The sequence below is a fragment of the Streptomyces sp. NPDC052299 genome (assembly GCF_040679335.1).
GTDB lineage: Bacteria > Actinomycetota > Actinomycetes > Streptomycetales > Streptomycetaceae > Streptomyces.
In genome coordinates, this window is sequence record NZ_JBFAUP010000032.1 from 18,265 (window position 1) to 42,731 (window position 24,467).

The 24,467-nt window shown below is 71.5% G+C and carries 24 protein-coding genes and 1 riboswitch; of the genes, 7 read left to right on the forward strand and 17 right to left on the reverse strand.

Annotated features, from left to right (window positions below; genetic code table 11):
- The first annotated feature begins 4 nt into the window (after nucleotides 1-4).
- The gene (locus AB0L33_RS33375) at nucleotides 5-193 is read left to right on the forward strand and encodes a hypothetical protein (protein WP_365687339.1); all 189 of its coding nucleotides are present in this window, start codon (nucleotides 5-7) and stop codon (nucleotides 191-193) included.
- A gap of 59 nt (nucleotides 194-252) precedes the next feature.
- Here AB0L33_RS33375 and AB0L33_RS33380 read toward each other — a convergent pair whose 3' ends face one another.
- Together AB0L33_RS33380 and AB0L33_RS33385 are read right to left on the reverse strand one after the other, a co-directional pair.
- Nucleotides 253-873: a PadR family transcriptional regulator gene (locus AB0L33_RS33380; protein ID WP_365687340.1), complete on the reverse strand. Its 621-nt coding sequence runs from the start codon at nucleotides 871-873 to the stop codon at nucleotides 253-255.
- Between the two features lie 153 nt (nucleotides 874-1,026).
- Entirely contained in the window at nucleotides 1,027-1,596 is a 570-nt protein-coding gene (locus AB0L33_RS33385) for a TetR family transcriptional regulator (RefSeq protein WP_365687341.1), read from the reverse strand.
- A gap of 84 nt (nucleotides 1,597-1,680) precedes the next feature.
- Here AB0L33_RS33385 and AB0L33_RS33390 point away from each other — a divergent pair, with 84 nt between their 5' ends.
- Nucleotides 1,681-2,106 (forward strand): nuclear transport factor 2 family protein, encoded by a 426-nt coding sequence (locus tag AB0L33_RS33390; protein WP_365687342.1) that lies wholly within the window; start codon nucleotides 1,681-1,683, stop codon nucleotides 2,104-2,106.
- 29 nt (nucleotides 2,107-2,135) lie between these two features.
- Here the strand turns inward: AB0L33_RS33390 and AB0L33_RS33395 are convergent, their stop codons facing one another.
- Both AB0L33_RS33395 and AB0L33_RS33400 read right to left on the reverse strand, forming a co-directional pair.
- Complete coding sequence (locus tag AB0L33_RS33395) at nucleotides 2,136-3,137, reverse strand: HEAT repeat domain-containing protein (protein ID WP_365687343.1); 1,002 nt, start codon at nucleotides 3,135-3,137, stop codon at nucleotides 2,136-2,138.
- A gap of 6 nt (nucleotides 3,138-3,143) precedes the next feature.
- On the reverse strand, nucleotides 3,144-3,812 hold the full coding sequence (locus AB0L33_RS33400) for a HEAT repeat domain-containing protein (RefSeq protein ID WP_365687344.1): 669 nt from the start codon (nucleotides 3,810-3,812) through the stop codon (nucleotides 3,144-3,146).
- Between the two features lie 142 nt (nucleotides 3,813-3,954).
- On the opposite strand from AB0L33_RS33400, the gene AB0L33_RS33405 reads away from it, so the two are divergent.
- Complete coding sequence (locus AB0L33_RS33405) at nucleotides 3,955-4,773, forward strand: PhzF family phenazine biosynthesis protein (RefSeq protein ID WP_365687345.1); 819 nt, start codon at nucleotides 3,955-3,957, stop codon at nucleotides 4,771-4,773.
- A 9-nt stretch (nucleotides 4,774-4,782) separates the two neighbouring features.
- Here AB0L33_RS33405 and AB0L33_RS33410 read toward each other — a convergent pair whose 3' ends face one another.
- Nucleotides 4,783-5,562, reverse strand: coding sequence for a type II CAAX endopeptidase family protein (locus AB0L33_RS33410; protein WP_365687346.1), 780 nt, complete (start codon nucleotides 5,560-5,562; stop codon nucleotides 4,783-4,785).
- Between the two features lie 184 nt (nucleotides 5,563-5,746).
- On the opposite strand from AB0L33_RS33410, the gene AB0L33_RS33415 reads away from it, so the two are divergent.
- Nucleotides 5,747-7,531: a substrate-binding domain-containing protein gene (locus AB0L33_RS33415; protein ID WP_365687347.1), complete on the forward strand. Its 1,785-nt coding sequence runs from the start codon at nucleotides 5,747-5,749 to the stop codon at nucleotides 7,529-7,531.
- A 31-nt stretch (nucleotides 7,532-7,562) separates the two neighbouring features.
- On the opposite strand, the gene AB0L33_RS33420 is transcribed toward AB0L33_RS33415, so the two are convergent.
- The gene (locus AB0L33_RS33420; RefSeq protein ID WP_365687348.1) at nucleotides 7,563-9,068 is read right to left on the reverse strand and encodes a glutamate-cysteine ligase family protein; all 1,506 of its coding nucleotides are present in this window, start codon (nucleotides 9,066-9,068) and stop codon (nucleotides 7,563-7,565) included.
- A gap of 479 nt (nucleotides 9,069-9,547) precedes the next feature.
- Here AB0L33_RS33420 and AB0L33_RS33425 point away from each other — a divergent pair, with 479 nt between their 5' ends.
- Together AB0L33_RS33425 and AB0L33_RS33430 are read left to right on the forward strand one after the other, a co-directional pair.
- Entirely contained in the window at nucleotides 9,548-10,144 is a 597-nt protein-coding gene (locus AB0L33_RS33425) for a hypothetical protein (RefSeq protein ID WP_365687349.1), read from the forward strand.
- 316 nt (nucleotides 10,145-10,460) lie between these two features.
- On the forward strand, nucleotides 10,461-10,667 hold the full coding sequence (locus AB0L33_RS33430; RefSeq protein ID WP_328899152.1) for a DUF5999 family protein: 207 nt from the start codon (nucleotides 10,461-10,463) through the stop codon (nucleotides 10,665-10,667).
- Nucleotides 10,668-10,737: 70 nt separating this feature from the next.
- On the opposite strand, the gene gcvP is transcribed toward AB0L33_RS33430, so the two are convergent.
- The gene (gene gcvP / locus AB0L33_RS33435; protein ID WP_365687350.1) at nucleotides 10,738-13,623 is read right to left on the reverse strand and encodes an aminomethyl-transferring glycine dehydrogenase; all 2,886 of its coding nucleotides are present in this window, start codon (nucleotides 13,621-13,623) and stop codon (nucleotides 10,738-10,740) included.
- Between the two features lie 193 nt (nucleotides 13,624-13,816).
- Nucleotides 13,817-13,914: riboswitch (glycine riboswitch) on the reverse strand.
- Nucleotides 13,915-14,030: 116 nt separating this feature from the next.
- Here gcvP and AB0L33_RS33440 point away from each other — a divergent pair.
- The gene (locus AB0L33_RS33440; RefSeq protein ID WP_164401929.1) at nucleotides 14,031-14,399 is read left to right on the forward strand and encodes a PRC-barrel domain-containing protein; all 369 of its coding nucleotides are present in this window, start codon (nucleotides 14,031-14,033) and stop codon (nucleotides 14,397-14,399) included.
- On the opposite strand, the gene AB0L33_RS33445 is transcribed toward AB0L33_RS33440, so the two are convergent.
- The 10 genes from AB0L33_RS33445 to AB0L33_RS33490 all read right to left on the reverse strand — a co-directional run bounded on the left by AB0L33_RS33445 (nucleotide 14,324) and on the right by AB0L33_RS33490 (nucleotide 24,275).
- Nucleotides 14,324-15,787 (reverse strand): DNA polymerase IV, encoded by a 1,464-nt coding sequence (locus tag AB0L33_RS33445; RefSeq protein WP_365687351.1) that lies wholly within the window; start codon nucleotides 15,785-15,787, stop codon nucleotides 14,324-14,326. The two genes, AB0L33_RS33440 and AB0L33_RS33445, sit on opposite strands and share 76 nt — an antisense overlap.
- 93 nt (nucleotides 15,788-15,880) lie before the next feature.
- Entirely contained in the window at nucleotides 15,881-16,498 is a 618-nt protein-coding gene (locus AB0L33_RS33450) for a MerR family transcriptional regulator (protein ID WP_365687352.1), read from the reverse strand.
- Between the two features lie 167 nt (nucleotides 16,499-16,665).
- Nucleotides 16,666-17,142: a bifunctional nuclease family protein gene (locus AB0L33_RS33455; RefSeq protein WP_026171779.1), complete on the reverse strand. Its 477-nt coding sequence runs from the start codon at nucleotides 17,140-17,142 to the stop codon at nucleotides 16,666-16,668.
- 53 nt (nucleotides 17,143-17,195) lie between these two features.
- Nucleotides 17,196-17,936, reverse strand: a complete 741-nt coding sequence (locus AB0L33_RS33460) for a MerR family transcriptional regulator (RefSeq protein ID WP_365687353.1) — start codon at nucleotides 17,934-17,936, stop codon at nucleotides 17,196-17,198.
- Between the two features lie 45 nt (nucleotides 17,937-17,981).
- Nucleotides 17,982-18,845 carry an FHA domain-containing protein gene (locus tag AB0L33_RS33465; RefSeq protein WP_365687358.1) on the reverse strand — a complete coding sequence of 288 codons (864 nt, stop codon included), beginning with the start codon at nucleotides 18,843-18,845 and terminating at the stop codon, nucleotides 17,982-17,984.
- Nucleotides 18,846-18,927: 82 nt separating this feature from the next.
- Entirely contained in the window at nucleotides 18,928-19,716 is a 789-nt protein-coding gene (locus AB0L33_RS33470; RefSeq protein WP_365687354.1) for a DUF881 domain-containing protein, read from the reverse strand.
- A 5-nt stretch (nucleotides 19,717-19,721) separates the two neighbouring features.
- Nucleotides 19,722-20,054: a small basic family protein gene (locus tag AB0L33_RS33475; RefSeq protein WP_003970459.1), complete on the reverse strand. Its 333-nt coding sequence runs from the start codon at nucleotides 20,052-20,054 to the stop codon at nucleotides 19,722-19,724.
- A complete protein-coding gene (locus tag AB0L33_RS33480; RefSeq protein ID WP_365687355.1) occupies nucleotides 20,051-20,953 on the reverse strand; it encodes a DUF881 domain-containing protein in 903 nt (300 codons plus the stop codon). The genes AB0L33_RS33475 and AB0L33_RS33480 overlap by 4 nt, the downstream gene beginning before the upstream one ends.
- 105 nt (nucleotides 20,954-21,058) lie before the next feature.
- Nucleotides 21,059-23,554: a mannose-1-phosphate guanyltransferase gene (locus AB0L33_RS33485; RefSeq protein WP_365687356.1), complete on the reverse strand. Its 2,496-nt coding sequence runs from the start codon at nucleotides 23,552-23,554 to the stop codon at nucleotides 21,059-21,061.
- Between the two features lie 112 nt (nucleotides 23,555-23,666).
- Complete coding sequence (locus AB0L33_RS33490; protein WP_018105069.1) at nucleotides 23,667-24,275, reverse strand: CDP-alcohol phosphatidyltransferase family protein; 609 nt, start codon at nucleotides 24,273-24,275, stop codon at nucleotides 23,667-23,669.
- Nucleotides 24,276-24,467: the final 192 nt, after the last annotated feature.

A 24,467-nucleotide genomic window follows, 5' to 3' on the forward strand; every position in this document is an offset into this window, starting at 1 on the left:
CGGGGTGAGCTGGCTGGTGTCCCTGCCGGCGCTCGACGGGCGCGAGTACGTCTACCGGGTCCACGCACCCCTCGACGCCCTGCCGGCCGACCTGTTCTGGTGCGCCTTCCACTGTCACGACGACGGCCCGCACCCCCGCGCGTCCGACCGCTTCGACGCGGCGCGGATCTGGCCGGTCACGACGGACACGTGAAAGGGAGGAGCCCGGCGGCCTGGACCGCCGGGCTCCGTCGCACCGGCCCACGGCGGGGCTCAGTGCTCGTCGGCGAGGATGAGGTACAGCTTCTTGCGGGCCTCGTTGATGACGGCCACCGCCTTGTCGCGCTGGTCGGCCGAGCCGGTCTTCCAGACCTGGCCGAACGCCTCCATCAGACCGAACCCGGCCTGCCGGACCTCGTTCATGCTCTCCCAGTCGACCCCGCGCCCGGCCTCTTCCCAGGGCGCTTCGGGCCCGGTCTCGGCCTCGGTGCGGCCGGTCTCGGTGAGCGTGAACAGCTTCTTGCCGCCCTCGCTCGCGCTGATGATCAGCCCCTCGTCCTCCAGCAGCTGAAGGGTCGGGTACACCGAGCCGGGGCTGGGCCGCCAGGCCCCGCCGCTGCGCTCGCCGATCTCCTGGATCATCTCGTACCCGTGCATGGGCCGGTCCTTGAGCAGCGCCAGGATCGAAGCGCGCACATCACCGCGCCGCGCCCTCCCCCGGCCGCCGCCCCGGCCCCGTCCGCCACCGAACGGCCCACCGCCGAACGGCGGCCCGAACGGCCCGAACGCCGCCCGCTGCCCCTCGAAACCACCGTGCCGCCCCTCGGGCCCGAACGGGCCGCGCCCGTGACCATGCGCATGCCCATGTCCATGTTCGTATCCGTGTGAACGCATGACGTCCTCCTCCGATCAGGTTGATACTTCACCTATCGCTGTACTGTCGCGATGCTTCAACGATATATCGGAACCGATCGCATGACAATCCCTATCGGAGGCGAGCTGCTTGCTACGAGAGGGGAACGCGCACCCTGCCGATGACGCCCGCGCTCACTGCGTGGGCTCGGCCAGCGCGTTGAGCGCGGGCCGGAGCAACGCGGCGATGCGCTCGGGCGACGCCTCGCGCAGGACGGGCAGCCCCAGGAGCTGATGACCGATGGTCACACCGAGCAGGGCGGTCACCGCCAGGGCGGCGCGGAGTTCCCGGTCGTCCGGTGCCGGGACGGCGGCACCGGCGCCGGCGATCTGACCGTCGAGCATGCCGCGCACATGATCGGCCGCCGCCGGATCGGTGAGCATGGACCGCATCACCGCGAGCGTCCCCTCGGGCAGACCGCCCAGCTTCAGCCCCAGCGTGGCCAGCATCCGGTCGGCGAACGCTCCCGCGTCCGCGTCCTTGGGCGGTGGCGCGGTGAACGTCTGCACCGCCCGGCCGAACAGCTCACGCTTCGAGCCGAAGTACTGCATGACCAGGGCCGGGTCCACACCGGCCGCGGCGGCCACCGCGCGGATGGTCGTCCGGTCGAACCCCTTGGCGGCGAACTCCTCCCGGGCGCAGTCGAGGATGCGCGCCTCGGTGGCGCGGCGGCGGTCGGCTCGGGACTCCGGGGGCGTGGTCACTCCGTGACTCTACAGCCGTTGACCGAACCCGTCCCGTCGCCCTACGGTCACACTCAACAAGCGTTGAGCGAATGGAGTCGTCCCGTGCCGCAGCAGGAAACCACCCGTGCCCGGACCCCCCGCGAGGCCCTGGCCTCCTATTACCGGGCCATGCTCGACAAGGCCGCGGACGCCCTCGCGGATCTGTACGCGGCCGACGCGGTGCACGAGTTCCCGTTCACCGCTCCCGGCTTTCCGCCGTGCTACGAGGGCCGCGAGGCCGTACGCACGGGCTACCGGGCGGTCTGGGGTGCGAGCCCCGTACGGATCGACGAGGTCAGGACGGTGTCCGCGTACGAGACGGACGACCCGGAGGTGATCGTCGCCGAGCACGTGGTGGCGGGGACGCTGCCGGCCACGGGCACCGCCTTCACCATTCCCGGCCTGCTCGTGCTCCGGGTCCGCGACGGCCTGATCACCCACGTCCGCGACTACATGGACACCGCGGCCCTCGCCTCAGCGAGGCGCTGAGCCCCGGCGCCCTCACCCGCCGGCCGGGCTCACCCCTCCCCGCGCAGCCCCAGCAGATACACCGCCGTCCCCGCCACGCCCCGGTCCCCGTCCTCCGCCAGCTCCCCGAGCGCCCGCGTCGCCGTCGGGCCCGGGATGTCCGCCAGCGCCTGGGTGAGGCGGCGGCGGGCGGGCGCGTCCAGGGCCGGGTCGGCGAGGCGGCCGACGAGCGCGGAGGCGATCCGCTCGGCCGTCTCCGGATCCGCGGCCAGCACACCCAGGGCGTCGGCCGCGTCCACGTCCCGCACCGCCTCCGCGACCATGCCGATGAGCGTCGGGACCGCCTCGGCCACCCCGCGCGCACCGAGCGCCGGCGCCGCGTACTGGTGCACCGCCGCATCGGGATGACCGAGGGCGTCCCGCAGCAGCGCGTTCGCGGCCTCGCCCGGAATCCCGGCGACCGCCCGGACCGCCCGGGCGCGCACCGCCGCGAGGGGTGATTCCAGGCCCTCCGCCAGCAGGGGCAGCCCGCCGCCCGCCCGCGCCAGGGCCCACCGCAGCGCACCGGCCACGCTCGGGTCCGGCTCGCTGAGCACCGCCTCGACCAGGGCCTCCACCGGCACGGGCGCGTCGCCCGCGGAGGACAGCGCCGCCCGCTGCCGGGTGCCCGGGCTGGCGGAGCCCAGGGCCTGGAGGAGGGCGACGGTGCGCAGGACGTCCTCCCAGTCCCCCGGCCCGGCGGCCCCGATCCTGCTCAGCCGGGTCAGCAGCTCCGTCTCGCTCGCGATCCGTTCCCGGGTCCGCCGGGCGAGGTCGTCCACCAGACCGGCCGGGCTGAAGCCGGGATCGTCCAGGGCGCGCCCCACCTCGCGCAGCGAGAGGCCGAGGGACCGCAGGCTCTCGATGTGGAAGATGCGCCGGACGTCCTCGCCGGAGTACTCCCGGTATCCGACGTCGTTGCGCCCCGTGGGCCGCACCAGGCCCAGCGACTCGTAGTGCCGGAGCATGCGCGCGCTGACCCCGGACCGCCGCGCCACCTCACCGATCAACACCGTGTCTCACCCCTCCTGACCGTACGCCCCGAGGGCCACCCTCCGCTTCGCCTCCTCGATCGCGAAATCGAACCCGGCGTCCGGGTCGCGCCGCAGCTCCTCCGTGGCGAGGGCGTGCTCGCGGACCCGGGGCTCCGGATGCGCGGCGGCGGCGGCGAGCACCGGTGCGGCCGCCGCGCCGAGCGCGATCAGCGCCCGGCTGAGGCTCAGCCGCGTCTCGCGGCCCCCGCGCCCGAGCTGCCCGGCCAGCACCTCGGCGAGCGCGGGCGCACCGTCCTCGGGCACGAGGGCGACCGCGGTCCGCCAGGCGGCGCGTGCCACCTCGTCGTCGGGGTCGGTGAGCAGGGCCCGGGTGAGCGCCGGCCAGGCGCGCCGGTCCCCGGTCTTGGACAGCGTGTGCAGGGCCTGGCTGCGGGCCTGCGAGCACTCCGAGCCGAGCTCGCCGACGAGCCTGGGCACGGTCAGGTCCCGCGGGTGCCTGGTGAGCGCCCAGGTCAGCATCTCCCGTACGGAGAAGTCCGGCTCGGCCGCGCACCGCTCCACGAGCGGCTCGACCAGCCGCGGGTCCGGTGCCGAACCGACCGCCAGCGCGGTCCGCAGCCTCACCGACGCGTCTTCGTGTTCCAGCCCGCGCAGCGCGCGTGTGACGGCCGCGTCCTCGTTCGCCGTGGTCATCGGGACCACCTCCTCGCGGCCGAGTGAAGCGGTTGACACCGTGACAAGGTCAAGCCCGGCGCGGCGCCGGACAGGGCCCAAGGGGCCACCGGTCCGCGATTGGCCTTGGTTCCGGGCCGGGACGGCGGCCTACGGTCGGCGCATGAGGATTCGCACCGTGGACGCGTTCACCGACCGCCCCTTCTCCGGCAACCCCGCGGGGGTCCTGCTGTTCGGCCCCGAGGGCTTCCCCGAGGACGCCTTCCTCCAGCGGGTCGCCGCCGAGCTCAACCTCTCCGAGACCGCGTTCGCCCATCCGCTGCCCGCGGGCGGCGACGCCGACTGGGCGCTGCGCTGGTTCACCCCGGTCACCGAGGTGGACATGTGCGGCCACGCCACCCTGGCCACGGCCCACGTCCTGCACACCACGGGCGCCGCCACCGGCACGGTCCGCTTCGCCGCCCGGTGCGGCACGCTGACGTCGGCCGCGCACCCGGACGGCTCGCTCACGCTCGACTTCCCGACCGCCCCGCTGACCCCCGAGCCCGCGCCGAAGGGCCTCGCCGACGCCCTGGGGGCGGTGCCGCTGTCCGTGCACGACACGGGTGCGCAGGTCGGGGACCTGCTGGTGGAGCTGAAGGACGAGGCGGCCGTACGGGGACTGGCCCCGGACTTCGCGGCGCTGGCCGCCCTCTCCCGGCGCGGCGTCATCGCCACGGCTGCCGCGAAGCCGATGCGTGCGTACGACTACGTCTCGCGCGGCTTCTTCCCGGCCGTGGGCATCGACGAGGACCCGGTGACCGGCAGCGCGCACACCGCCCTGGCCCCGTTCTGGTCGGCCCGGCTCGGCCGCGACGAGCTGACCGGACTCCAGGCGTCGGCGCGCTCGGGCCTCGTACGGACGTCGCTGCGCGGCGCGCGCACCCTGCTGACGGGCCGCGCGGTCACGGTGCTGGACGGCGAGCTGCTCGTCGGCCCGTGACCGTGGGGTTCAGGGGGTGGGCAGCCAGCCCACCTTCCCGGCGAGCAGCGCGTAACCGACGAATGCGCCGATGTCCAGGAGCGCGTGCGCCGCGACGAGCGGCCCCACCCGCTGCCAGCGCCGGTAGAGCAGCACGAAGACGACGCCCATCACCATGTTCCCGATGAACCCGCCGATGCCCTGGTAGAGGTGGTACGAGCCGCGCAGCACCGAGCTCGCCACCAGCGCCGCCATCGGCGTCCAGCCCAGCTGCCCGAGTCTGCGCAGCAGATAGCCGACGACGATCACCTCCTCGAGCACGGCGTTCTGGAGGGCCGACAGGATGAGCACGGGGAACTTCCACCACACGTCGGGCAGTGATTCGGGCACGACGGTGAGGTTGAAGCCGGCTGCCCTGGCCACCAGGTAGAAGGCCAGCCCGGCGCTGCCGATGCCCGCCGCGACGACCGCGCCCCGTGCCACGTCCTGGCCCGGCCGGGTGCGGTCGAAGCCGAGGACCCGCAGCCCTGTTCCTTCCCGGAGGAGCAGATGCGCGACGAGCGCGACGGGCACCAGTGCGCTCGCGATGCCGAAGAGCTGCCAGGCGAGATCCAGCCAAGGACGGCCCGGGGCGGCCGAGCTGTTGAGGGTCGCCGCCTGATCCTTCAAACCCCCTGGTTTCGTCAGCGATCCGACAAAGCTGATAAGGGCGGATACGCCGCTCGCCCCCAGCGAGAGCGCCAGCACCAGCACCGTCTCGGACCGGAGAATCCGCTGTGACACGGCCTCCTGGGGATAAGAATCAGCCACGCGCCCCGTCTCCACCTGTACACCTGCCCTCAGTTGTGCATTCGCGTCCCACGCCCCCCGACGCCCCGCTAGGGTCTCGAATGCAGGTACGAAGATCATGCGCGACTGGCCGGGGGACGAGCGCCATTGCCGATGGCGTGGTCCCCCTTTTCCTTGTACATCCTCAAGGAGGGGCACCACCGACATGGGACGTCACAGCTTGCCCGATGACCACGCGGCGGCCGGAGGCGGGGACCGCCCACCGCGCCGCCGCCGGACCGTGGCCATCGCCACCGTGCTCGTCCTCACCGTCGCGGGAGGAGCGGCGGTCGCGGCGCAGGGCGGCCTGCTCTCGTTCTCGAAGTCGTGCGAGGAGAGCGCCGTCCACCTGTCGATGGTGGCCTCTCCGGACATCGCCCCCGCCGTACGTGCCATCGCCGACCGGGCACGTACGGACGAGGTGCGCTCGGAGGGCCGCTGCGTCGACGTGAACGTCGTGGCCCGTGACTCGTACAAGGTGGCGGACGCGCTCGCGAGCGGAGTCCGCCCCGACTACCAGATATGGCTCCCCGACTCGGACCTGTGGCTGACCAGGGCCAAGGGCGCCGGCGACGGCACCCCCATCACCCCCGGCGGCTCCGTCGCGACCTCACCGGTCACGCTGGCCACGGTCCCCGCGGCCGCCGAGCACCTCGGCTGGCCGAAGAAGACGTACACCTGGGCGGAGTTGACGGGCGCCGCCATGGAGTCCGACCGGGTACGTCTCGGCTCCGCCGACCCCGCGCGCTCGGCGACCGGACTGCTGGCCCTCAACAGCATCGGCACCTCCGCGGGGAAGCAGGGCGGCGACAGCGACACCCGGGTCGCGGCCACCGCGAAGCTGCTCGCCCAGCGGATGTCCGACGGGGACACCCAGGTCGCGGCGACCCTGCCGCAGGACGGCTCCGGCGCCGAGGAGGGCAACCCGGCCCGCAACCAGGCGGTGCTCCTCTCCGAACAGGCCGCCTTCGCCCACAACGCCGAGTCGGCGGCCGGCGGCAGGCTCGACCTGTTCTATCCCGAGGACGGCACCCCGCTGCTCAACTACCCGCTGACGATGGTGGACGAGCGCCGCCAGTCCACCGACGAGAGCCGGGCCGCGCTGCGGTTCATGATCCTGCTCTCCGAGAAGAGCTCCGTGAGGACCTTCCGGGAGCACGGCTTCCGGAGCACGTACGGCGAGACGGACGAGAAGCTGGTCGCGGCGGCCGGTGGCCGGTCGCCGCAGCCCTACGACGCCACGCAGCCGCCCGCCCCGACGGACGAGGCGCTTCAGGAGACGCTCGGCATGTGGACGATCACCGTGCAGAGCGCGCGGCTCACCACCGTGGTCGACGCCTCCGGCTCCATGGCCGCGGTGGTGCCGGGCCGCAACCAGTCCCGGATGGACGTCACCAAGGCTTCGCTGATCCAGGCGCTCAACCAGTTCACCCCGAACGACGAGATCGGGCTCTGGGAGTTCGCGACCACGCTCGACGGCGACAAGGACTACCGGCAGCTGGTGACGACCGCCAGGCTCGGCGACCCCGCGAAGGGCGGCGGCACCCACCGGGAGAAGCTCGCCGCCGCGTTCGCCGCGCTGCGCCCGGTGCCGGACGGCGCGACCGGGCTCTACGACACCGCCCTGGCCGCGTACAAGGAGGCGCAGCGCACGTACGTGAAGGGCAAGTTCAACGCCGTGGTGATCCTCACGGACGGGTCGAACCAGGACGAGCGGTCAATCTCCCGCTCCGCCCTCGTGGACGAGCTGAAGTCCATCGCCGACCCGACGCGCCCGGTCCCGCTGCTGGCCATCGCCGTCGGGCCCGAGGCGGACCGCGAGGAGCTGGACGAGATCGCCGAGGTCACCGGTGGCGGCGGCTACCAGGTGACCGACCCGGCCGAGATCCAGGCGGTGATCCTCCAGGCGGTGATGACGGCGGGCCAGGGCGCTCGCGCGGCCGGGGAGTAGGGCCGGTCCGCGGCACGGACCGGCCGCTCCCTCACGGTGCCGGGATGCCCACCGGCCAGGTGTGCACGGGGTCGCCGCCCTGCATCAGCTCGCCGTAGCGCCTGGTCATCGCGGCGAGCGCGGCACCGCGGCCGAGGCCAGCCTCGCGCGCCCGGTGATAGGTGTCCGCCTGCCAGGACGCACCGTTCGTCCGCCGCTTGCAGCGCTCCTCGATGATCCCGAGGTAGTGCTCCCGGTCCGTCGGCTCGATGTTCCAGCCGTCGAGCCCGGCGGCGGCGAGCGGCAGCAGCTCGTCGCGCACCAGCTTGGTCACGGGCACCCGGGTCAGCCCGCCGGAGCGGCCGGGCCTGGGCCACAGCAGCTCGGCGTCGATGCCGTGGCGGCACGCGGTCTCGAAGTTCTCCGCGGCGGCGGAGAACGGCATCCGGGTCCACACCGGACGCGACTCCTCCGCCAGCGCCCGCACCAGGCCGTAGTAGAGCGCGGTGTTGGCGATGACGTCGGCGACGGTCGGGCCCGCGGGCAGCACCCGGTTCTCCACGCGCAGGTGCGGGACGCCGTCGGCGATCCCGTACACCGGCCGGTTCCAGCGGTAGACCGTGCCGTTGTGGAGGACCAGCTCCTTCAGCTGGGGGACCCCGCCGTCGGCGAGCACCCGCAGCGGCTCCTCCTCGTCGCAGATGGGCAGGAGCGGCGGGAAGTACCGCAGGTTCTCCTCGAAGAGCTCCTCCACCGAGGCGATCCACTTCTCCCCGAACCAGGTCCTGGGCCGCACGCCCTGGTTGCGCAGTTCGGGCGGCCGGGTGTCCGTGGCCTGCTCGAACAGCGGCGGCCGGGACTCCCGCCACACCTCCCGGCCGAAGAGGAACGGCGAGTTGGCCCCCAGGGCGACCTGGACGGCGGCGACGGCCTGCGCCGCGTTCCACACGTCGGCGAAGCGTTCCGGAGTGACCTGGAGATGCAGTTGCAGCGAGGTGCAGGCCGCCTCCGGGGTGATCGATCCGGCGGTGGCGACCAGCCGCTCGACGCCTTCGATATCCAGCGAAAAACTCTCGCCGCGCGCCGCCAGCATTTGATCGTTCAGGAGGGCGTAGCGGTCGACGTCGGAGAGATTGGACCGGACCATGTCGTCGCGGCCCAGCGTCGGAAGGATTCCGATCATCATGATCCCGGCATCGACTTCCCCGGCCTTCCGGTCGGCATATCCGAGGCCGGTCCGCAGCTCTTCGGCCAACTGATCCAGAACACGCCCCGACAGATGGTGGGGGACTATGTTCACCTCAAGATTGAACATCCCCAGTTCCGTCTGGAAATCGTGACTCGCGATGCGCTCCAGTACCTGCCCATTCAACATCTTCGGCATGGCGTCGGCGCCCGTGAGATTCAGTTCGATCTCCATGCCCATGAGGTTGCGCGGCCGGTCGAACCGCCGCTCGGCCAGGAGCCCGGACAGAGCCTCCACGCACTGGTGCAGCTTCCTCCGGTACTTCTGCCGGTCGGACAGGTCAAAGGCGCCCGCGACGACCTTCTCCCCCATCGAAGTGTCCTCCTCAAGTGGCCGGCACGCGGCCCGGGCCGCCCGCATCACGATCGATAATGCCCGCAGGAGGTGATCCGTAACGCCCCACGGACGGCGCACACACGCTAATCTGAGCGCCGGGGCCCCGGGCACATTCACTCGGCATGACGCACCGGGCCGTTTCCCGTACGGCGGGCTCGTAATGCTCCGACGGGTTTCGGCCGACCGCAGCGCGGGAAAAACCCGAGGCGGCGGCTGCGCCGCTCGCGCCGAATCAGCATGATCTCCGCATAATAAAGTCCGGATACCGCCTTGCCGGCAATAGCCGTGGCGGCTAGTGGAAACACCGCGTGAACACGTGTCGTATAAACTCCGCGGACGAGGCAGAGAGTTGACGCACCGGCTCAGTCACCGGCCTCCTCTGGCCCCGCACGCCGACAACGCCGTCCGCACCCGCCCGCGCACCACCGTGTCTCCGAAGTGAGAGGCGACCCACTATGCCGCTGCATGTTCCCCCGGCCCCCGCGCCCGCGCTGCGCAGCGTCCTCGCGGCGCTCGGTTCACCGACCGCGGTCCGCGAGGCCCGCACGCCCGCCCTGCGGTCCGCACAGGGACCTCTGAGCCCCGAACACCCGCTGCCCGTCCATGTGCTGGGCGTCGCCCCGGGCGAGCTCGCACCCGCCACCAGGCTGGCCGCCTGGCGCTTCCAGATCCGCAGCACGGAGCGGGCGGTGGCGGCGGCGGACACCATGCTCACCGCGGACGGCTGGGCCTTCTCGCACTTCTTCGAGGGACCGTACATCGCCTCGACGGAACTGGCGCTGCGCCAGGCGGAGGGGATGAGCGGCCCGTACCAACCGAGGCTGCTGTCCATCCCCGACCTCTACATGCTGGCCCTGTGGCTGCACGGCGACCCCACGGCGGACGCCTCCTGCGGCGCCCCGGGCCCTGACGACGTGCTCGTGCCGCTCTCCCCGGCGCCACCCGGCTTCGCCGCCCACCGGCCGCACCGGGCCGCCGACCTGCTGCCGGTGATCACCACCCGCATCACGCCCGGCCCCGGTCCGCTGCTGGGCTCGCCCGCCCCGGCCTGACCCCGTCCGCACCGCGTGCTGTGCCCCGTCGCCCCGTCCGGCGGCGGGGCACAGCACGCGGTGGCCCGCACGGCACCCCGGCCCATCCGGACTAGTCCCATCCGGCCACCCCGAACCACCCGAAGTGACAGTGCAGTTGGGTTGAACCGTCCGGGCGGGTGACGCGTCATGGGAGGAGATGAAGCGCTGCGGCGAAATCCCTGCGGATTGTCGCCCGTGGGGCAACACTGGGATTCGACCGATCGATACGGGGGCGGTCATGAACACCTCTTCACACCGCAGGTCACTCAACTCGACGCAGCGAAAGAACCCTTCCATGTGCCAGCATCAGCCACCCTGCCCGACAGCCGACTCAGCCGACCGGGAGGCCGCCCGCCAGGTGGCCCACCACCCGGAGCAGGGCTGGAGCCTGCTGTGCAACGGCGTCCTGCTCTTCGAGGACACCGGTGAGCTGCTTCCGGACGGGCAGATCATCGCCCCGCACAGGCCCCTGGCGGCCAACCGCGTGGTCAAGGCCGCCTGAGCGGCCCGTACGGAAAAAAAGAGGGGCCGGCCCGGAGAAGTCTCCGCACCGGCCCCGACGCATGTCCGCGTCAGTTGTCGTACTCGTCGAGGGGCGGGCACGAGCAGACGAGGTTGCGGTCACCGAACGCCCCGTCGATCCGACGCACCGGCGGCCAGTACTTGTCGGCGGCCGAGACACCGGCCGGGAAGACCGCCACCTCACGGCTGTACGCGTGCTCCCACTCCCCGCCGAGCGCCGCGGCGGTGTGCGGGGCGTTGGCGAGCGGGTTGTCGTCCGCGCTCCACTCCCCCGACGCGACCTTCTCGATCTCGGCGCGGATCGCGATCATCGTGTCGCAGAAGCGGTCCAGCTCCGCGAGGTCCTCGCTCTCGGTCGGCTCGATCATCAGCGTCCCGGCGACCGGGAACGACATGGTCGGCGAGTGGAAGCCGTAGTCGATGAGCCGCTTGGCGACGTCGTCGATGCTCACACCGGTCGCCTTGGAGATCGGGCGCAGGTCCACGATGCACTCGTGGGCCACCAGACCGGCCGGGCCGTTGTACAGGATCGGGTAGTGCGGTTCCAGACGCTTGGCGATGTAGTTGGCCGCGAGTACGGCGACCTGCGTCGCGCGCTTCAGGCCCTCGCCACCCATCAGGCGTACGTACGCCCACGAGATGGGCAGGATGCCCGCGGAGCCCCACGGGGCCGCTGAGATCGGACCGACGCCGGTCTCCGGGCCCGCCGCGGGCTGGAGCGGGTGGTTGGGCAGGTACGGCGCCAGGTGCGCGCGCACACCGACCGGGCCGACGCCCGGGCCGCCGCCGCCGTGCGGGATGCAGAAGGTCTTGTGCAGGTTGAGGTGCGAGACGTCGCCGCCGAACCGGCCGGGCTTGGCCAGGCCGACGAGCGCGTTGAGGTTGGCGCCGTCGACGTAGACCTGGCCGCCGGCGTCGTGCACCTCGGCGCAGATGTCGGCGACGTGCTCCTCGAAGACACCGTGCGTCGACGGGTAGGTGATCATCAGCACGGCCAGCTCGTCGCGGTGCTGCGCGATCTTGGCGCGCAGGTCCTCGATGTCGACCTCGCCGTCGTCGGCGGTCTTGACGACGACCACCTTCATGCCGGCCATCACGGCACTCGCGGCGTTGGTGCCGTGCGCGGAGGACGGGATCAGACACACGGTCCGGTTCTCGTCGCCGTTGGCGCGGTGGTACGCCCGCACGGCCAGCAGCCCCGCGAACTCGCCCTGCGATCCGGCGTTCGGCTGGATGGACACCGCGTCGTAACCGGTGACCTCGGCCAGCCGCTCCTCCAGCTCCCGGATCAGCGTCAGGAAGCCCTGCGCCTGCTCGGCGGGCGCGAACGGGTGCAGCGCGCCGAACTCGGGCCAGGTGATGGACTCCATCTCGGCGGTCGCGTTCAGCTTCATCGTGCAGGAGCCGAGCGGGATCATGCCGCGGTCCAGCGCGTAGTCGCGGTCGGCGAGCTTGCGCAGGTAGCGCAGCATCGCGGTCTCGGACCGGTGCTGGTGGAAGACCGGGTGGGTGAGGATCGCGTCGGTGCGCAGCAGCGCCTCCGGCAGCGCGTCCTCGGTGGTGGCGTCCAGCGCCTCGACGTCCCCGTCGGCACCGAAGGCGGCCCAGACGGCGGCGACCTGCGTACGGGTCGTCGTCTCGTCACAGGCCAGCGACACGGTGTCGGCGTCGACCAGGCGCAGGTTGACACCGTGCTCCCGGGCGTCGGCGACGACCTCGCCCGCCCTGCCGGGCACGCGGACGGTGAGCGTGTCGAAGTAGGAGCCGGTCACCACGTCGATCCCGGCGGCGCGCAGGCCCTCGGCGAGGATCGCGGCGTAGCGGTGGGTGCGCCGGGCGATCGTGCGCAGCCCCTCGGGGCCGTGGTAGACGGCGTACATGCCGGCCATGACGGCGAGCAGCACCTGCGCGGTGCAGATGTTGCTGGTGGCCTTCTCGCGGCGGATGTGCTGCTCGCGGGTCTGGAGGGCCAGGCGGTACGCCTTGTTGCCGTCGGCGTCCACGGAGACACCGACCAGGCGGCCGGGCAGGCTGCGGGCGAACTTGTCGCGGACCGCCATGTAGCCGGCGTGCGGGCCGCCGAAGCCCATCGGGACGCCGAAGCGCTGCGTGGTGCCGACGGCGATGTCGGCGCCCAGCTCACCGGGCGAGGTGAGCAGCGTGAGGGCCAGCAGGTCGGCGGCGACGGTGACGATCGCGCCCAGCTCGTGCGCCCGGTCGATCACGGGCTTGAGGTCCCGCACGGCCCCGGAGGCACCCGGGTACTGGAGGAGCACGCCGAAGACGCCGCGCTCGGCCACCTCGGCCGGGATGCCGTCGGTGAGGTCGGCGACGACGACCTCGACGCCGGTCGGCTCGGCGCGGGTCTCGATGACGGCGACGGTCTGCGGCAGGGTGTCGGCGTCGACCAGGAAGACGCCGTTCTTGACCTTGCCGACGCGCCGGGCGAGCGCCATGGCCTCGGCCGCGGCCGTGCCCTCGTCCAGCAGCGAGGCGCCGGAGGTGGGCAGGCCGGTGAGCTCGGCGACCATCGTCTGGAAGTTCAGGAGGGCTTCGAGGCGGCCCTGCGAGATCTCGGGCTGGTACGGCGTGTACGCCGTGTACCAGGCGGGGTTCTCCATGACGTTGCGCAGGATCACCGGCGGCGTGAACGTGCCGTAGTAGCCGAGCCCGATCATCGGGGCGAGGACCTGGTTGCGGTCGGCGAGCCGGCGGAGCTCGGCCAGCACCTCCGCCTCGGTCCGGGCCCCCGGCAGGGCCAGCGCCTCGGCGCTCTTGATCACGTCGGGCACGGCGGCGGCGGTCAGCTCGTCCAGCGAGCCGTAACCGACCTGGGCGAGCATCTTCGCCTGCGCCTCGGCGTCGGGGCCGATGTGGCGCTGCTCGAACGGAATGCCCTGTTCCAGCTGCGTGAGCGGGGTGCGACGGGGGGTCATGGTGGAGGCCTCCTGGTCTGTCACGACCTGCGAAGGGCACCGCGGCGCCGGGTGCCCTGACGGCCTCCCCCTCTGTCATCTCAACCTGAGAGCTTCACCGGCCCCTCGCGGGTGCCGGCTTTCACCGTCGGTGAGGGAGAGGCTCCGTACGGCCCATCGGCCGCGCGCAACCCGCCCTGCTTTCCAGAGTGACCTCGTCCGTGCGGTACGGGGGCCTGAGAGATTCCGGGGAGGATTTGCTCCTTCGGCGTCCTCCGGATGGGCTCCGGACGACTCTCCCGCACGGGGTCAGCAGCCATGACCAGCCTACCAGCGGGGTACACGACGAGAATTCTCGAGTGGCCAAGACCACGGAACTGCATTTCTGTAGTCCCTGAGGACCAGCCGCGACCAGTGTGGGAGGGACCGTGCAGACCGACATCGACCCGCGCAGCCTGATCGGCCGCAAGGCCTTCGACCGCAAGGGCACCAAGATCGGCACCGTCGACGAGGTGTACCTCGATGACGCGACCGGGGTCCCGGAATGGGCGGCCGTGCGCACCGGGCTCTTCAGCCGGGACGCCTTCGTCCCCCTGGAGCCCAGCGAGTTCGTGGACGACACCCTGCGCGTCCCCTTCGACCGCGCGCTGATCAAGGACGCGCCCGACTTCGGCGTGGGCCGCCACCTCTCCCCCGAGCAGGAGCTCCAGCTCTACCGGCACTACGGCCTGGACGCCGCCCCCGGCGCCCCGGCCCCGGACCGGGACTTCGGGCGGCTGGCGGGCCAGGAGGAGTAGTCCGGCGGGTCCGGCACGAGCGGCAAGGGGTCGGCGGCCCGCAGCGCGGGGTCGTCCACGCGGAACGTACGCACCCGGCCCGGCTCCGTCGCCCCCGGCTCCTCGAACCGCACGGTCACCCGCCCGACCCCGCTCCCCTGCACCCACCCGTGTCCGTGGACCTCGTGGTGCACGTCGTGTCCGGCGGGCCAGCGGCGCGCCGCGAGCTGTTCGGCGGCCTCCTCCGGCCCGGGCCCGTCGTCCGCCTCCCCGTCGCGGGCGGCGGCCTCCCTCGCCTGCGCCCCGCCGTCGTCCGGGAGGGCCGCCGCCCGCTCACCGGCGGCCTGGGCGAACAGGTCCTCCTGGGTGTAGTCGGCGAGCCCCGTGACGCCGACGCCCAGCAGCCGCACCCCGCCCGTGGTGTCCACGGCCTCCAGGAGCCGGGCGGCGGCCTCCCGGACCACCGCCGGGTCGTCCGTGGGGCCGCGCAGCGTCTCGGAGCGGGTCAGCGTGGAGAAGTCGTACCGGCGCACCTTGAGCACCACCGTGCGCCCGGAGCGCCCCGCACCCCGCAGCCGCTGGACGCACCGGTCGGCCAGCCGCTCCACCTCGGTGCGGACCCGGACGCGGTCGTGCAGGTCCACCTCGAAGGTGTCCTCGACGGAGACGGACTTCGCGTCGCGCTCCGCGACCACGGGCCGGTCGTCGAAGCCGAAGGCCATCCGGTGCAGCGCGGCGCCGTGCGCCTTGCCCAGCAGCCGTACCAGCTCCGCCTCGCCCGCCTCGGCGAGGTCGTTGACCGTGGTCATGCCCGCGCGGCGCAGATGGTCCGCCGTGGCGGGGCCGACACCGGGCAGGGTGCGCACCGGCATGGGCGCGAGATGGGCCCGCTCGGTGCCGGGCTCGATCAGGCGCATCCCGTCGGGCTTGGCCTCCTCGGAGGCGATCTTGGCGAGCATCTTGGAGCCGGCCAGTCCGACGGATCCGCTCAGTCCGGTGACCGCCTGGATGGCCACGCGCAGTTCCCGGCCGATCTCCAGGGCCGAGGCGGCGTCGTCGGCGGTGCCGCCCGCTTCGAGGTCCACGAACGCCTCGTCCAGGCTGAGCGGTTCCACCAGGGGCGAGAGCCGGCCCAGCAGTTCCATGACCTGGTCGCTCACCGAGCGGTACAGCGCGAACCGCGGAACCAGATAGGCGGCGTTCGGCGCGAGGCGCCTGGCCTGGGCGATCGGCATCGCCGAGTGCACCCCGAAGCGCCGGGCCTCGTACGAGGCGGTCGCGACGACCCCACGCCAACCGAGTCCGCCCACCACGACCGGTTTGCCGCGCAGGCTGGGCTTCGCCGCCTGCTCCGCGGAGGCGTAGAAGGCATCCATGTCCAGATGCAGGATGGTGGGCGCGGCTCTCACACCGCCGATGCTGCCCTACGGCACTGACAAACGCCGCGTCGTCACGGCCCGTGCGGCCAGGAATCCCGTCGCGGCCGGGGCGGTCTCAGCGGCTCAGACGGCCCGGTTGCGGCGCCGCGCGAGCTCGTCGGCCGGGTTGTGCCCGATCAGCGTCTCGCCGGTGTCCACACGCTCCCCGTGCAGCTGCGAGAGCGCCGCGTCCACGTCCCGCCAGACGACTCCGACGGCGATCCCGAAGACGCCCTGGCCGCCCTGGAGCAGGTCGACCACCTCGGCGGGCGAGGAGCACTCGTAGACCGTGGCCCCGTCGCTCATCAGCGTCATCCGCTCCAGGTCCTGGAAGCCGCGGGCCCGCAGGTGCTGGACGGTGGTCCGGATGTTCTGGAGCGCCACGCCGGTGTCGAGGAACCGCTTCACGATCTTCAGCAGGACGACGTCCCGGAAGCTGTAGAGCCGCTGAGTGCCCGAACCGTACGCCGGACGGACGCTCGGCTCCACGAGGCCGGTGCGCGCCCAGTAGTCCAGTTGCCGGTAGGTGATCCCCGCCGCCGCGCACGCCGTGGGCCCGCGATATCCGATGTCGTCGGCCGATGCCACGCCGTCCCCCGCCACGGCAGCCGGCGCCGCCGACTGCCTGATGGTCCGGCCGGCCGTACTCCCCTGCTGCGGATACGGCGCACCCGCTGCCGTACCGTCGCCGCTGCTTCTCACGCCGACCTCCGTCCTTGACCTGCCCACTCGAAGGTAGGCAGTCACCCGGGGTGCGTCAACGATCGCCACACTCGGCACGCCGAGTGATAATCACCCTGAGGGTGGTTTCGCGTGACCGTTGACGGGGAAAGGCTCACCGGATGCGCCGGTGGCCACCGCCAAAGACGTCACTGGCTGTTGTTCGTCCCGAAGTCCTCCGGAGAGATCTGGTCGAGGAACTCGCGGAACTTCTCCACCTCGTCCTCCTGCTCGTCGGGGATCGCGATCCCCGCGTCGTCCAGCACTCCGTCACTGCCGTAGATCGGCGTGCCGGTGCGCAGGGCCAGGGCTATGGCGTCGGAAGGCCGCGCGCTCACCTCGACACCGCCGGCGAAGACCAGCTCCGCGTAGAAAACCCCTTCGCGGAGGTCCGTGATCCGGACCTCGGTGAGCTCCTGGCCGACGGCCTCGAGCACATCCTTGAAGAGATCATGGGTCAGCGGCCTGGCCGGAGCCATGCCCTGCTGGGCGAAGGCGATCGCGGTCGCCTCGCCAGGACCGATCCAAATGGGGAGGTACCGGTCGCCTCCCACTTCACGCAGGAGCACGATCGGCTGGTTGGAGGGCATTTCCACCCGGACACCCACAACGTCGAGCTCGTTCACACAGCAACCCTAGGACGTGCTCGGCAGGTTTGGGTAGTCGGGCTGGTCCGCCTTCAGCGCAGCCGCACTCGCAGAGCCGTCTGCACGAGCGCGGAGTGCAGCCGTACGGACAGCTCCGCCAGCTCCTTCGCGGTCGCCTCCGCATGCGCCCTGGTCTGCGGATTCCGATGCCGGCGCAGCGGGGCGACCATCTGCTCGATGAGCCCGGCCTCGCGGTCGGCGGCGGCCCGTACGGCCCTGAGGTGACGAGGTTCCAGACCGAATCGCCCCAGTTCCGCCACAAGCCTGGCGACGGTCACCATGTCGGCGTCGTAGCCGCCGTCCGCCGCGGGGACGACCAGGCCGTACGACTCCCAGTCGTCCAGGTCGCTCTCGGTGACCTCGGCGGCCACCAGGAGCTCGGCACGGCCGATCCGGGCGGCCGTGGCCCGGCCCGGCACCCCGGGCGTCTCGCCGTCCGCCTGCCGGGGCTCCCCGTCGGGGGACGGCAGGGCGACCTGCTCGCCGCGGGCGACGGCGTCCAGGTGCTCGCGAATGACCTTGAGCGGCAGGTAGTGGTCCCGCTGCATCCGGAGCACCTGGGCGAGCCGCTCGACGTCCGCGGCGACGAACTTCCGGTAGCCGGAAGGGGTCCGCTGCGGTTCGACAAGCCCTTCGGCCTCCAGGAAGCGGATCTTGGAGATGGTGACCTCGGGGAACTCCTCCTGCAGCTGCAGGAGCACCGTGCCGATGCTCATCGGCCGGCCGTCGGCGGCGGTGCCGTGTCGGGCACCGCCGCTCGGTGTTCTCAGCATGGACCTTCCTGGGGTTCTTCCCCCCGGACGGTGTCCGGGGGCGGGTCAGATGCCCCGCTGGCTCGCGTAGAAGACCAGTCGGTACTTGCCGATCTGCACTTCGTCGCCGTTGGACAGAGCGACGGAGTCGATCCGCTCGCGATTCACGTACGTGCCGTTGAGGCTGCCGACGTCCCCGACCGTGAAGCTGCCGTCGGCGCCCCGGCGGAACTCCACATGACGGCGGGAGACCGTCACGTCGTCCAGGAAGATGTCGCTCTGCGGGTGACGGCCGGCCGTGGTCAGCTCGCCGTCCAGCAGGAAGCGGCTGCCACTGTTCGGGCCGCGGCGCACCACCAGGAGCGCCGAGCCGAGCGGCAGGGCGTCGACGGCGGCCTGCGCCTCGGGCGAGAGCGACGGCACGGCGGTCTGGCCGGTGGCCTCCGCCTCGTACGCCTCGAGGCCCGAGATCGAGATGGTCGACGTCGTCTCCGAGGCACGCTCCGGGGCCCCGCCCCGCAGCGGCGCACCGCAGTTGGAGCAGAAACGGCTGGCCTCGGCGTTGCGGTGGCCGCACCTCGTACACACCGGCATGGTCGAAGCCTCCTGGCTCGGGGCTCCGAAACCTATGCGGCCGGGACCGGCAGGGTCAACGGACGACGCGCCGGGACCGCCCGGGTAGTCACCCCCCTGGCCTGTCACCTGGTCACGGAAGAGCGGGCGCTCCGCGCCCTGCTCGTCGGGCTGACCATGGCGCGGCGCGCGATGACGTGCGTTCTCATCGCGGGCGCTCTTGCCGAACAACTTCCCAAACAACTTCACGGGCGATTCCCCTTGACCGAAACAGACCCGCCCGTGGGGCAGGACGAACCCTGAATGAACACACCTGCCGACCCGGACATCTTCACAACGTCCGTATCCACTCGACAGTTTCCACCACGCGCCACGATTACGATGCGGCGACCCCCCGCAACCGTCCGCTCGTGTTCCCCGACGCCCGGGCGCCCGGGGATCACTGGCCCGACGACCGAGCGTAGTCAGGCCGCTCCGCCGGTCGCAAGGCGTCCACGACAATGTCGTCGGCCCGCAGCACATGCACGGTGGCCTGCTCCTTCTCCAGCGTCTGCACCACACCTCCGGGGATGTTCAGCGCCGGTTCCAGGTCCTGCGGCTTGCCGATGACCTTGAAGACGTACGGGGCCGTGATCTTGCGCCCGTCGACCTTGACCGTGCCCGCGTCACCGGAGAAGTACGTATTGGCCACCACACGGACCCCGTTGACCTCGACGGCCTCGGCGCCGGCCGCCCTGAGCTCCTGCAGGGCGTCGAGCAGCATGTCGGGCCGCACGGCGCCGCCGGGGTCGTTGACCGTCATGGTGATCCCGGGGCCGTGAGCCGCCACGGTCCCGGCGAGCACGCCGAGTTGCCGCTCCTTCTCGACGGTCTGCTTCCGGGCCTCCTCGGCCTGGTCGGAGCTGTTCTCCAGCTCCGTGCGCTGGGCGTCGAGGCGCTGCTTCTCGTCCTCCAGCCGCTGCGTGCGGTCGTCCACCTCGTCGAGGATGCGCACCAGGTCCTCCTGGCGCGCGCCCCGCAGGGCGTTGTTGTCGCTGTTGGACCGCACCTGAATGGCGAGGCCGAGCCCGAGGCCGAACAGCAGGACGGCGACGATGAGTTGGGCGCGGGTGACCCGGGGCGGCCAGAGACCCGCGACCAGCCGCCGGCGTCCGGTGAGTTCCTGCGGTGCGTCGGCCCGGGGCTCCCCGCCGCTGTCGGGGTTGTCGTTGAAGTCGTCGGTGCTCATCGGCATCAGGCCCGGAAGACGTGCCGGCGGATCGCCGCGGCGTTGGAGAAGATCCGGATGCCCAGCACGACCACCACACCGGTGGAGAGCTGGGCGCCGACGCCCAGCTTGTCGCCCAGGAAGACGATGAGGGCCGCCACGACCACGTTCGAGAGGAACGAGACCACGAAGACCTTGTCGACGAAGATGCCGTCGAGCATGGCCCTCAGCCCGCCGAACACCGCGTCGAGCGCGGCGACGACGGCGATGGGGAGATAGGGCTCGACCACCGCCGGAACTTCGGGCCGGACCAACAGTCCGACCACGACTCCCACGACGAGGCCCAGTACGGCGATCACGATGTGCCCTTCCCTGTGTCTGCGGCCTTGTATGGCTCTGCTGTCCGTACGATCAGGCTCGGGGCGGCCGGAAGGCTCAGCTTCTCCTGGACGGAGATGCTTGTCCGGATGTCGAAGGTGTCCTTCAGCGCCTGCAGGTACTGGCCGTCGGCACTGTCCCGGAAGGCCGCAGACAGCTTCTTGCCGTTCCCCACCGCGAGCACCGAGTACGGGGGCACGAGCGGTTTGTTGTCGACCAGTATGGCGTCGCCCGCGGCCCGGATCGCCGACAGGGCCGTCAGCCGCTGTCCGTTGATGGCGATGGCCTCGGCTCCGGACTCCCACAGCCCGTTCACGACGCGCTGCATGTCCCGGTCCCTGACCCGCCCGGTGTCGGAGAAGCCGCTGCTCTCGCGGGGTCCGCCGCCGCCCTGGTCGGTGTCCTCCGCGTCGTCCACGACGACCTTGAGCCCCGGCCCGTGCACGGGCGTCGCCCCGGAGAGCAGCGCCACCAGCTCGGCCTGGTCTCCCCCGTGTTCCTGGAGGGCCTTGCGCTGCCGGCTGCTGACGTCGTCGCGGACTTCCTCGACCTGGGATTCCAGGGCGTCGGCCGCCGCCGTCTCGGCGTCGATGCGGTCGATCAGCTCCTGCTTCTCCTTGGCCAGGACCGGCGCGGTCACCCGCGCCTGGGCCGCGCCGAGCGTGACGACCAGGGCGGCGAGGACCAGGCAGGCCGCGAGACCGAGCTTCGCCTTGAGCGTACGGGGCATGCCCGCGCGCCCCTCGGCCGCACGCCGCGCCGCCGCTTCGGCGTACCCGTCGTCCAGGCTGTGCTCCATCACATTGGTCAGCAGCAGCATGGACGCGTCGGGGCGTTTGGGCGGCGGGGCCGTGCTCCGACCGGGGGGCTGCTGCGACATGCCGCACATCGTCGCATGTCGCGGCGGCTTACGCCGAATGGCCCCACCGATGTGCGGCCGGCCGCCGGGAGGGGCGGTGCGTTCCCCCGTCCCGGCGGCCCCGTTTCAGTTGCCCGCGCTGTCCACGACCGCCGCCCACTCGTCGAGCAGTGCCTCGGCGGAGGCGTCGTCGGGGCCTTCCGCCCAGAGGTGGGTCACGGCTTCCGCCGGGTCCGGCAGCACCATGACCCAGCGCCCGTCCGCCTCCACGACCCGTACGCCGTCCGTCGTGTCGACGTCCCGGTCGCCGGCCGCCTCCACGACCCGGCGCATGACGAGGCCCTTCACGGCCCACGGTGTCGCCAGGTCGCGACGCAGGACGTGGGCGCGCGGGATGCGGGCGTCGATCTGGCTCAGCGTGAGCTGGGTCCTGGCGACGAGCCCGATGAGCCGCACGAATGCGGCCGTGCCGTCGAAGACACCGGCGAATTCGGGAACGATGAAGCCGCCGCGCCCGTCTCCTCCGAAGATGGTGCCTTCCTCACGCCCCACCCGGGTCAGGTCGTCCGGCGACGTGGTCGTCCACTCGACCTGCGTGCCGTGGTACGCGGCGACCTGTTCGGCGACCCTGGTCGTGGTGACCGGGAGCGCCACCCGCCCGCTGCGCCGCTCGGCGGCGACGAGGTCGAGCATGACGAGCAGTGCCCGGTCGTCCTCCACGATCCGGCCGCGTTCGTCCACCAGCGACAGCCGCTCGCCCACGGGGTCGAAGCGGACGCCGAAGGCCGCCCGCGCCGAGGAGACGATCTCGCCCAGGCGCACGAGACCCTTGCGCCGGGCCTCGGCCGTCTCGGTCGGCCGGGATTCGTCGAGACCGGGGTTGATGGTGAGCGCGTCCACGCCCAGTCGCCCGAGGAGGCTCGGCAGCACGAGCCCCGCGCTGCCGTTGGACGCGTCGACCACGACCTTCAGCTGGGCGTCGGCGATCCCGGTGGTGTCCACGTTGCGCAGCAGGGACCCTGTGTACGAGTCGAACACACTGGACGGGAAGTAGATGTCGCCGATCTCGCCGGGGAAGGCCCGCCGGTACTCCTGCCGGGCATAGACGCGGTCCAGTTTCCGCTGCCGGGCCTGGGAGAGGTCCGCTCCCCGTTCGTCGAAGAACATGATGTCGACGGAGTCGGGCACGCCCTGCGACGTACGGATCATGATCCCGCCCGCACTGCCGCGCGCGGTCTGCTGACGCGCGACGGGCAGCGGTACGTTCTCCAGGTCCCGTACGTCGATGGCGCTGGCCTGGAGCGCCGAGATCACGGCACGCTTGAGCGCCCGGGCGCCTCGGGAGTGGTCCCGGGCGGTGGTGACGGTGGAGCCCTTCTTGAGCGTCGTGGCGTAGGCCCCGGCCAGCCGTACGGCCAGCTCGGGGGTGATCTCGACGTTCAGGATTCCGGAGACGCCGCGTGCCCCGAAGAGGTGGGCCTGCCCGCGGGACTCCCAGATCACCGAGGTGTTGACGAAGGCTCCGGCCTCGATGGTCTTGAAGGGATAGACGCGGACGTTCCCCTGGATGATCGATTCCTCACCGACGAGGCATTCGTCGCCGATGACCGCGCCGTCCTCGATCCGGGAGGCCCGCATGATGTCGGTGTTCTTGCCGACCACGCAGCCGCGCAGGTTGCTGTGGTCGCCGACGTACACGTTGTCGTGGACCACGGCCTTGTGCAGGAAGGCGCCGCTCTTGACGACCACGTTCGACCCGATGACCGTGTGCTCGCGGATCTCGACGCCGGCTTCGACCTTGGCGTAGTCCCCGATGTAGAGGGGGCCGCGCAGCACGGCGTCGGGGTGTACGTCGGCTCCTTCGGCCACCCAGACCCCGGGCGAGATCTCGAAGCCGTCGATCTCGACGTCGACCTTGCGCTCCAGCACGTCGGCCTGGGCCTTCACGTAGCTCTCGTGGGTGCCCACGTCCTCCCAGTAGCCCTCGGCGACGTAGCCGTAGATCGGCTTGCCTTCCTTCATGAGCTGCGGGAAGACGTCCCCGGACCAGTCCACGGAGGCGTCGGCCTCGACGTAGTTGAAGACCTCGGGCTCCATGACGTAAATGCCGGTGTTCACGGTGTCCGAGAAGACCTGGCCCCATGTCGGCTTTTCCAGGAAGCGTTCGACCTGCCCCTGCTCGTCCACGATCGTGATCCCGAATTCGAGGGGATTGGGAACGCGGGTGAGGCAGACGGTGACCAGGCCACCCTTCTCCTTGTGGAAAGCGATGAGATCCGTGAGGTCGAAGTCGGTGAGCGCGTCGCCGGAAATGACGAGGAAGGTGTCGTCCTTCAGCGCCTCTTCGGCGTTCTTCACGCTGCCCGCCGTGCCGAGCGGCTTCTCCTCATTGGCATAGCTCAGCTCCATGCCGAGCTCTTCGCCGTCCCCGAAGTAATTCTTGACCAGGGAGGCAAGGAACTGGACGGTTACGACCGTCTCGTTGAGCCCGTGCCGTTTCAGCAGCCGGAGCACATGCTCCATGATCGGCCTGTTGGCGACGGGCAGGAGCGGTTTGGGCATGCTCGAGGTCATGGGGCGAAGACGAGTGCCTTCGCCGCCAGCCATCACGACGGCCTTCATGTCGGAAACGTCCTCCTTGAGAGACGACGGTCGAGCCGACTTCACCCGTCAGGGCAGCTTCTGTGTCATCCGCCGGGGGCCGGCGACACTGCACGGCACCACATCAGCGAGCTCAATCGGCTACTGCATCCGCCTTGACCAGGCGGCGGACCTGAACCACGTACAAGATTCCTGCCCACCAATAGAGGGTTGTACCCCACCCTGCGAACGCCCATCCGAAAACGGTGGCCACCTCTGCCAGCCAACCATGCCCGTCGCTGAGCAGCAACAAGGGGAATGCGTACATGAGGTTGAACGTGGCCGCCTTGCCGAGGAAGTTCACCTGGGGCGGCGGATAGCCGTGCCGGCGCAGGATTCCCACCATGACGAGGAGCATGAGCTCGCGGGCGAGCAGGGCGATGGTGAGCCAGAGGGGCAGGATCTCGCGCCAGGTGAGTCCGACGAGGGTGGAAAGAATGTAGAGCCGGTCGGCGGCGGGGTCGAGAAGACGGCCGAGGCTGCTGATCTGGTTCCACCTGCGCGCGAGCTTGCCGTCGAGGTAGTCGCTGACACCACTGAACATCAGGACCAGCAATGCCCAGCCGTCGCTCTGGGGCCCGCCGAACTCGGGGCGGAGAATCAGCCACAGAAAGACAGGTACGCCGACCAGGCGCAACATGCTGAGGATGTTGGGGATGGTGAGTACCCGGTCCGTCTGAACGCGGGTCTCCTGGACCTCCACCCGGGGGCCTCCTGTGTCAAGAACGTGCCAATGATGCCCCCTGACCCTACCCTCAGCCCCGGCCGGCGGCTGCAGAGGGGTGCCGAGCGGCCTCGGAAACGCGAAAAAGCCCCGTGCCACAAGGGCACGGGGCTCTTCCCAAAAGGAGTTCGGCGGCGTCCTACTCTCCCACAGGGTCCCCCCTGCAGTACC

Coding starts and splice junctions, on each gene's coding strand:
- AB0L33_RS33380 (WP_365687340.1), bottom strand. CDS start 873: ATGCGTTCACACGGATACGAACATGGACATGGGCATGCGCATGGTCAC.
- AB0L33_RS33400 (WP_365687344.1), bottom strand. CDS start 3,812: ATGACCACGGCGAACGAGGACGCGGCCGTCACACGCGCGCTGCGCGGG.
- AB0L33_RS33405 (WP_365687345.1), top strand. CDS start 3,955: ATGAGGATTCGCACCGTGGACGCGTTCACCGACCGCCCCTTCTCCGGC.
- AB0L33_RS33415 (WP_365687347.1), top strand. CDS start 5,747: ATGGGACGTCACAGCTTGCCCGATGACCACGCGGCGGCCGGAGGCGGG.
- AB0L33_RS33420 (WP_365687348.1), bottom strand. CDS start 9,068: ATGGGGGAGAAGGTCGTCGCGGGCGCCTTTGACCTGTCCGACCGGCAG.
- AB0L33_RS33425 (WP_365687349.1), top strand. CDS start 9,548: ATGCCGCTGCATGTTCCCCCGGCCCCCGCGCCCGCGCTGCGCAGCGTC.
- AB0L33_RS33430 (WP_328899152.1), top strand. CDS start 10,461: ATGTGCCAGCATCAGCCACCCTGCCCGACAGCCGACTCAGCCGACCGG.
- gcvP (WP_365687350.1), bottom strand. CDS start 13,623: ATGACCCCCCGTCGCACCCCGCTCACGCAGCTGGAACAGGGCATTCCG.
- AB0L33_RS33460 (WP_365687353.1), bottom strand. CDS start 17,936: ATGCTGAGAACACCGAGCGGCGGTGCCCGACACGGCACCGCCGCCGAC.
- AB0L33_RS33470 (WP_365687354.1), bottom strand. CDS start 19,716: ATGAGCACCGACGACTTCAACGACAACCCCGACAGCGGCGGGGAGCCC.
- AB0L33_RS33480 (WP_365687355.1), bottom strand. CDS start 20,953: ATGTCGCAGCAGCCCCCCGGTCGGAGCACGGCCCCGCCGCCCAAACGC.
- AB0L33_RS33485 (WP_365687356.1), bottom strand. CDS start 23,554: ATGAAGGCCGTCGTGATGGCTGGCGGCGAAGGCACTCGTCTTCGCCCC.